Source organism: Cryomorphaceae bacterium (assembly GCA_007695365.1).
Classification (GTDB): domain Bacteria; phylum Bacteroidota; class Bacteroidia; order Flavobacteriales_D; family SKUL01; genus SKUL01.
The window spans coordinates 1-8,068 of record REDV01000061.1 but is presented as its reverse complement, the minus strand read 5'-3'; the positions used below and the strand labels follow the sequence as shown (position 1 = coordinate 8,068).

The window sequence follows — 8,068 nt, the reverse complement described above, 5'->3', positions numbered from 1 at the left end:
CATCCAGGCCGCCATCACTGCGGCCGATGATAACGATGTGATTGAGGTGGCTGCGGGAACATACGAAGAAACACTGACAATTGACAAGCCACTTTCGCTGCTCGGACCGAATGATGGTTTGGCCGGAAATAGTGAAGCAAGGGTAGGGGAAGCTGTTATTCAGTATCCGGATTATATAACTTCTGGTTTTAATCTATTAATATCCATTGACTCTGATGGTGTGACAATCAGTGGCTTTACTCTAAATGACAATCTTACCATAGGGTTGACCTACGATGGAACCTGGCCTCTCCCGCTGAGTGCGAGGGGAGTCAGAAGCTTTGGATCAAATACAGTTGTAGAATACAACAGGTTCTCAGGTTTCAACAACATCGCTGTGCATATGTCTCAAAATGGTGCTCCTTCTCAACCTCATGTGCCAGCCACAACGGGAAATATTACCCGCTATAACTTTTTCGAAAACGGTTCAGTATTTAGTTCTATATACTACCAGGCTGCCGGCGGTGCAATTAGTGATAACCAGGTAATGGATGCGGGTAGTGGAATACAGGTGCAGCCATACCGTACCGATGCTTCCGGTTCAGTTACCAATAATCAGTTCTCATCGTATGTCTTTGGAATCCACTACAACTATGCGAATGGCTCTAATATCGGTGTTTCAAATTGGAATTTTACCGGAAATAGTATATCGGCCCCGGCCTCTACCCCTGATTGGAGTGAGCTAATGTGGGATGGTTTATCCCGGGCTTTCGAAGGGATTCGGGTTGAAACGTACGTTGAAACTTCCGCTACTTACGCGCCAACAGCACATTTTGAAAACAACAACATTGATGGAGATGGGGCTACAACACCGGATTATTTTGGGGTTAGGGGTGTGTTTTTTAGAAACGTAAATGGAGATGCTTCACAAAACGTCAATAATATCACATTCAACAATAACACTTTTAGTAATGTAGAAGTAGGGGTGCAGTTTAGTGAAATTACCACTGTAGAGTTCGAATTGTCAGTACTTTTCGGAAACGGTAATACCTATCCTGAAGGAATGGTAGTTGTTCCGCCTTACCAAATCGGATTTGCTCCTGTTGTAAATGTTACGCAAGAGATCGGTTATTCCACCATCCAGGCCGCCATCACTGCGGCCGATGATAACGATGTGATTGAGGTGGCTGCGGGGATTTATGATGAGAACGTAAACATCAACAAACCGCTTACCCTCAATGGTGCCAACGCCGGGAACGACTGTGATGCACGAGTTGCTGAGTCAGTAATTGCACCGACAAGTGGAGCTCCGGTGATGATTACGTCAGACAACGTGACGCTGAATGGTTTTGAAATCAATGCTCCCAATCACGGTTTTGCCATCGATCTCAGCAATCAGAGTAATGTTTCCGTAGTCTATAATAAGGTTCATAACATTGGTAACGACGCTGGCTTTGGTGGGCCTCCAACAAACTCCAATACGGTTCACTCCATTCGTTTCCAGCTTGATGCAGGAAGTTATAGCAATGTTGAAATTTCCAAAAACTGTATATCCAATATCAGTCACGCAGGTAATACATTCAACAGCGCCAGTGCAATAGGCATTCTTCAATCAACCAGTCAAGGTACGCTGAGTAACCTTAATATCGAGGATAACAGTATTTCCGACGTTAACTCGAATACCGGCCCTTGGGGCGATGGAGGAAGAATTGCTTATGGTGTCTTGATCAATGTAGGAGGAAACGCGAGCTTTGCCTCGAATGGCAAAGTGGAGGGCGCTGTGATCACAGGCAACCACATCTCGGGCCTCGAAGGTTTTATCTCTACAGGAATTGGGCTTGAAGGAAACACTGAGAACGCAATGGTTACCTTCAACGTTATTTCTGACATCAAAGGAAGTAAAGTTGCAAACAGAGCAGGGGGTGGATATGATCTTCAGGCTCTTAAGTTTGAAAACAACCGCTATGTTGGAACCGTTACGGTAGAGAGGAACAGTTTTGAAACAAACACCTTTGTGCACACCGACGATGGTGGTGTTGGTTATGCCGTAGCCAACTATGTAGACGCATCCGCTTACGGAGCTGCCGATGTAAGCTGTAACTGGTTTGGTACGGCCTTGGCGGCTGAAATTGAAGATAACGACGATTTAGACGGTTTGCTCCTATCAAAAGCAGGGGCTGAAATTTTATTCATTCCCTTCCTGCAGTCTGATGACCTTCAAAGCCCATGCGATGGTTACCCTGCAGGTACGGTGTTTGTTCTGGATGAAGAGGGTGATGTTGTTGGCTTTTTCACGGGCCTAACCCCCATTTCGGATGGTATTGCTGCTGCCTTAGACGGGCAATTGGTTCAGATATCTTCTGGGATATACGATGACGTTATTGATGCGTCCGGTACTCCGGATCCCGCACTCACCATCTCCATTGGTGAAAGCCCCGGTTGTGTAACCGTAAATGGTCTTATTCTCACCGACAACGATACCTACCTTCAGGATATTTGGGACTACACTCCCTGCACGGGCTATGATCAACTTACCGTGCTTGGTGATGTGAATTTGGGCGATGCCGTTTTGGATATTGAGCTTGACGGTTTTGTACCTGCTCCGGGATTCGCTTTCGAAATCATTACCTACACCGGTACGCGTGAAGGTGAGTTTGCCCAAAACACCATTACCATTAATGGTCGTGACTTTGTGGTTGGGTACGATGATGATAATAAAGTTATCACTGTTACCGCGGGCGGCTACGCTAACTTTACCTGGTCCGAAAGCAACGTGGAGCTGGAAGCCTGTCAGGAAACTACGGTGAACGTGAACATCGAGACCACCGGCCCCATCACCAACGCTGAGCTAAAGCTGAGCTATGATGCCACCCGTTTGACGCTTGTAAGTGCAACGTACGTGGGTACAGGTGCTGTGGTAGCGTCCAACACGGCAAGTTCCGGAGAGATTTACTTTGCCGCAAATTGGCAGGGAGGTTTCGCTGGTCCGAGTGAAGGATTTTTGCAGATTGTGTTCGAAGGTATCCGGGATGAAGTTGCGAACGTAGGCACAGCCGGCGGAACCGTTGCGCCCATGGAACTCGGCGATTTTGCAGGAACTCGCATCATGAACAACTTTGGATTTGTAGGCGGTGGTTTTGAGCCCCTGGTGGCCAACGTATTGCTGGATGCAGAAATACTTGCTCTGGACGTGACCCCTGATGTTACCGATCCCGTGATCAATGGTGACGGAAATTGCCTGGTTCTCGATGGTTCACGCTTTGTGAACGCAGGCAATGGCTACCTTGTTTCAGGTGCTGAGTTTGACGTAATCGTGAGCGGTACGGATGATTGTGCTTCTGTTCTCATTACGCACAATGCATCGTCAATCTCCGGTGCTGATGGTAGTGGTGAAACAGCTGCCTCATCACTCGACGGCTGGATCTTCCCCGTAGGTGTGCACGAAATCACCTTTACGGCTTCAGATGGCTTCAATACCGTTACTTGTGATGTGGAAATTACTGTGGTTCCACAGACGCTTACAGGTACTGCTATCATCAACATGGCATGTAACGACGGTGCGCCTGTAAGAATCCGGGTGTACGACGGTTCTGCGCAGGTGGGAGGTGATTTCACCACTGCGCTGGATGCCAGCGGAAACTTCGCAACCCCGGTTGAGTTGACAGGTGTTCCTGCCGGAACTTACACCGTGTATGCAAAGGTTGAGCGCTACCTGTCAAAGGTTTTTGAAGGAGTGGATATGACCAGCAGCAGTGCACAACCCAACGTTGTGCTCACACAAGTGATACCCGGTGACATTGCCGACGGAGATGCGACATTCAATGATGACGTGATTAACGCAGTGGACTTGTCATTGTTGGTTTTCCACTACAATACTGCACTCGATATTAATTCACCGGCAGACGCTGTTCGTTCCGACTTGAACTGCGATAACTTTGTAGATGCCATTGACCTTTCGTTTATTTCATTCTTCTTTGGTCAGTCTGTATCAGCGCCGTAAAAAGTCTAACCAATAATTACAAACTTTAAAACATTCAGAAAATGAACACAATAAAATCAAAAATCGGAAAGCACATGGGTGGGTTAACCCTCACCTTGGGGGCCATGGTTTTCAGCCTGGGATTATCTGCTCAGTCAGGGCAGATTCTCCACAGTCCTGAATACATCGAAACAACAGTAGGGGAGACCTTTGAGGTTACCGTAAACATTGATGCCGCCGGCGACCCGGTATCCGTGATTGATGTGCATATGCGGTTTAATCCCTGGGAGCTGGAGGTGGTTTCCATTGAGTCACTGGTAAACAACATGGGCGGCATGATGATAGATCCCACCTTCAACAACACCGACGGTACCATCAGCATCGGCGCGTTTGAAATCGGTAACAACCTTCCCACTGGACAGTTTCCCATGATGAACATCACCTTCATGGCCTTATCACCCACCGCTTCAGCCTATGTAGGTCATCCTCTGAATCAGTTTCCTCGCAGCATTTTTGCCTACGCTGGAGAGAATATGCTGTCGTCAGTAGGACCCCTGGATATTCAGATTCTGCCTGCTGTGGTAAGCTCAGTAGATGATATCACAGCCGGAGATGTGTCTACCCTTGCTGTGTGGCCCAATCCTGCCAGCGACGATGCATTTGTGCGCTTCGAGTTGGTAAACTCAGGAGCTGTCAGCGTAGATTTGCTTGACGCTTCCGGAAAGATTGTGGCAGATGTGTACCGCGGTAGTGCTGCTGCCGGTGCTCCTTATCGCTTTGATCTGGATGTGTCTCAGTTGAGCACGGGAATGTACCTGTGCCGCATGATTACTAACGAAGGCGTGCTGGTGGAAAGAGTGGTAGTGCGCAGATAATTCCACATCACGTGTATTGCTCGTTTAAGTTAGCGAGCGAGCAATCGATCCAAAAAAAGGCGCCTCAAGGGGGCGCCTTTTTTATTCTTCCTTCGTTTTTTCAGGTAATGTAAAGAATACAAAAACAAGCAGATGCGCTATTTTTGGCTCCTTTTGCGTAAGTTTGTTGTGTAAAGCCTGCGCAGCTCTGCCACAGATTTGAATGAACCGACTATCAATGGGTTGCGATACGATAGCAAGCCCGACTTGTTGTTAAAAATATTACCAATTGAATCTGATTATGACTTTTTCATTTTTTCGTTCTGTCGGCAAATCGTTGTCCACACCATATTTCGCTGCATCGGTTTTGTGGCTTTTGTCTTTCGGATGGGTTCACTATGGGGTTGCGCAGGTGAACTGCAATATTGTACCATCCCCGCAAACTGTGCAGGTAGATCCCGGTGATGCCTTTGAGGTAATCCTCGAAATTGAAATACCGCCGGGCGGAAGCGTATCGGTGGCAGATATTGTAATGACTTTTAACCCGGAGGTGGTGAATGTAACTGCTCTTGCCTTGCATCCGGGCAGTCCGCTGGGTGTGATTTTGACACAGGAAACAGACAATGTGACGGGTTCTATTCAATTTGCTTCATTTGGTTTTTCGGCGGCTACAGCCTCGTTTAATCACCTTATCATTTCAATGGTTGCGCTCACAGAAAGTTCTACCCTGCTTGCGCACGTTACGGATGATTTCCCCTCCACACAACTTGCCTTTGCCGGTGAGGATGTCTCAGGTAATCTTCCCCCTGTGCTGATCAACGTGGGAGTAGGTACTGAGTTGGACTGTCTGGGTGTACCCAATGGCGATGCTGATACCGACGAATGCGGTATTTGCTATTCCGGTGGCCCGTCCAACCCCGACTGGAATACCACCTGTGCCGACTGTTTGGGTGTGCCCAATGGCGATGCCGAAATAGATGATTGCGATGAATGCTATACCGGAGGCCCCGACAACCCGGAGTGGAATAGCACGTGTTTGGATTGCTTTGGAAATCTAAACGGTGGAGCAGAGGAGGATGCGTGTGGAGTATGTTACCAGGATGGCTCTTCCAACCCCGACTGGAACACTACTTGTCAGGACTGTCTGGGCGTACCCGATGGAGATGCGGATACCGACGAATGCGGTATTTGCTATTCCGGTGGCCCGTCCAACCCCGATTGGAATACCACCTGTGCCGACTGTTTGGGTGTGCCCAATGGCAATGCCGAAATAGATGATTGCGATGAATGCTATACCGGAGGGCCCGACAACCCGGAGTGGAATAGCACGTGTTTGGATTGCTTTGGAAATCTAAACGGTGGGGCAGAGGAGGATGCGTGTGGAGTATGTTACCAGGATGGCTCTTCCAACCCCGCCTGGAACACTACTTGTCAGGACTGTCTGGGCGTACCCAATGGAGATGCTCATACCGACGAATGCGGTATTTGCTATTCCGGTGGCTCCTCTAACCCAGATTGGAATACCACCTGTGCCGACTGTTTGGGTGTGCCCAATGGGGATGCCGAAATAGATGTTTGTGATGAGTGCTATGCTGGAGGCCCCTCGAACCCGGAGTGGAATACCACATGTTTGGTTACAGGAATGGACGCACGAGGTGTTCCCCGTGATTTAGGTCTCATGCATATTTGGCCCAACCCCGCTTCGGATTTAACTGTCATACGATTACAGCTTTTTCATTCCGGCTTTGTAAAGACCCAACTAATGGATACGTCCGGCCGTGTGGTAAATGAATGGTTGAGTGCACAGATTGGAGGGGGAGAAACCAACGATTTTATCGTGGATGTTTCACATTTGAAACCAGGCCTATACGTGGTTAGGGTTGTTGCGGAAAATGGGGAAGGATTAATCGGCAAACTCATGGTGCGATAGTCCAAATTCAGGGGGTTGAAGGTAACAGGAAGTCGGCAAATTATTTGTGAAAAATATTTTTATTCGCACTTAATGCTGGGTTGTGTGCATGCCATCGAGCAGGTCACGCTGTCCTAACCATGGGTTTAATATACAGCTGCGCTCGATGTTTACAATAGAATAAGCCACTCGAAATAACCACATATGGTCATTGTAGTGCCCTGATGTGACTTTTACATTTGGAGATGAATCAAGTGTAAAATTTTTTTGAGCGGCAAAAATATTCTATTCGTAGGCATAAAAACGCAAGTTAGTCGGAAGCAGCTGTTTCGGGCTAGTATTTTTTGTGTTATAAGTCTGGCAGTTGGCGTTTTTGCGGCCATCATTGTATTGTCTTCACCTTCAGAACCAAACCTATAACCTATGCCTAATTCATTTCGAGGGAATTTTTCCTCCAAGAGTCTTATGTTTCAATGGTATCGATCTGTGATTTTGCCCGTGTTTTTAATCATGATGGGCTTGACTTCCATGTCTTACGCCCAGGGTTTGTGCGACCTTCTCGTTGTACCTGACGAAATAGAAGTTGAAGTCAATGAGAATTTCCAAATGACACTCCGGATAGATGTACCTCCGGGGCAGGAAGTGAGTGTTGTAGATATACTTATGAGTTTTGATCCTGCCGTGGTAAATGTCACGAACGTTGCCATTGCTCCCGGATCTCCACTGCCTATTCAACTCGACCTCAATATCAATAACACCACAGGTGTATTTAATATTTCTGCCTTTAGTTTGTTTGGTACTGCGACTACTTCCTTTGACGCATTTGTGGTTTCCCTGGTCGGTGTTGCCGATGGTTTCACCGCCCTGCAATACGAATCATCGCCCATCCCGCCATCTACCAATGTTGCTTTTGCCGGTAATAATATCACCGGAGATTTTTTTCCGGGATTGATAACTGTTGGCGATGGTCCAGATCCGGAGTGTATAGAAGTTGAGGTAAGTTTGGATCCCATCGATTGTTTTGGGGGCACCACCACTGTTACCATTACCGCTACGGAAGGAACTCCCCCTTATACCTACACCCTGGGGTCGGAAAGCAACAGCACAGGAGTTTTTGAGGGTGTACCCGCCGGTTCAAACATTGCATGGAGCGTTGACGACAGCGTGAACTGTGGCCCGTTGGAGGGTACGATTAACATCACCCAGCCCGACGAACTCACGGCATCTGCCTCAGCGGGTACCATTGACTGTTTTGGCGGCACCACCACGGTTACGCTGAGCGCATCCGGCGGCACCGGCCCATACAGCTACACGCTGGGCTCAGAGACCAACAGCACTGGCGTGTTT

At 48.0% G+C, this 8,068-nt stretch carries 4 protein-coding genes; all 4 read left to right on the top strand.

Features of this window, described 5'->3' with window-relative positions; all coding sequences use genetic code 11:
* A partial coding sequence (locus EA392_04145; GenBank protein ID TVR40353.1) for a hypothetical protein occupies positions 1-3,979 on the top strand: 3,979 nt, incomplete at its 5' end.
* 41 nt (positions 3,980-4,020) lie between these two features.
* Positions 4,021-4,833 (top strand): T9SS C-terminal target domain-containing protein, encoded by an 813-nt coding sequence (locus tag EA392_04140; protein TVR40352.1) that lies wholly within the window; start codon positions 4,021-4,023, stop codon positions 4,831-4,833.
* 280 nt (positions 4,834-5,113) lie between these two features.
* Positions 5,114-6,742: a T9SS C-terminal target domain-containing protein gene (locus tag EA392_04135; protein ID TVR40351.1), complete on the top strand. Its 1,629-nt coding sequence runs from the start codon at positions 5,114-5,116 to the stop codon at positions 6,740-6,742.
* A 444-nt stretch (positions 6,743-7,186) separates the two neighbouring features.
* On the top strand, positions 7,187-8,068 hold an 882-nt coding region (locus tag EA392_04130; protein TVR40350.1), incomplete at its 3' end, for a hypothetical protein.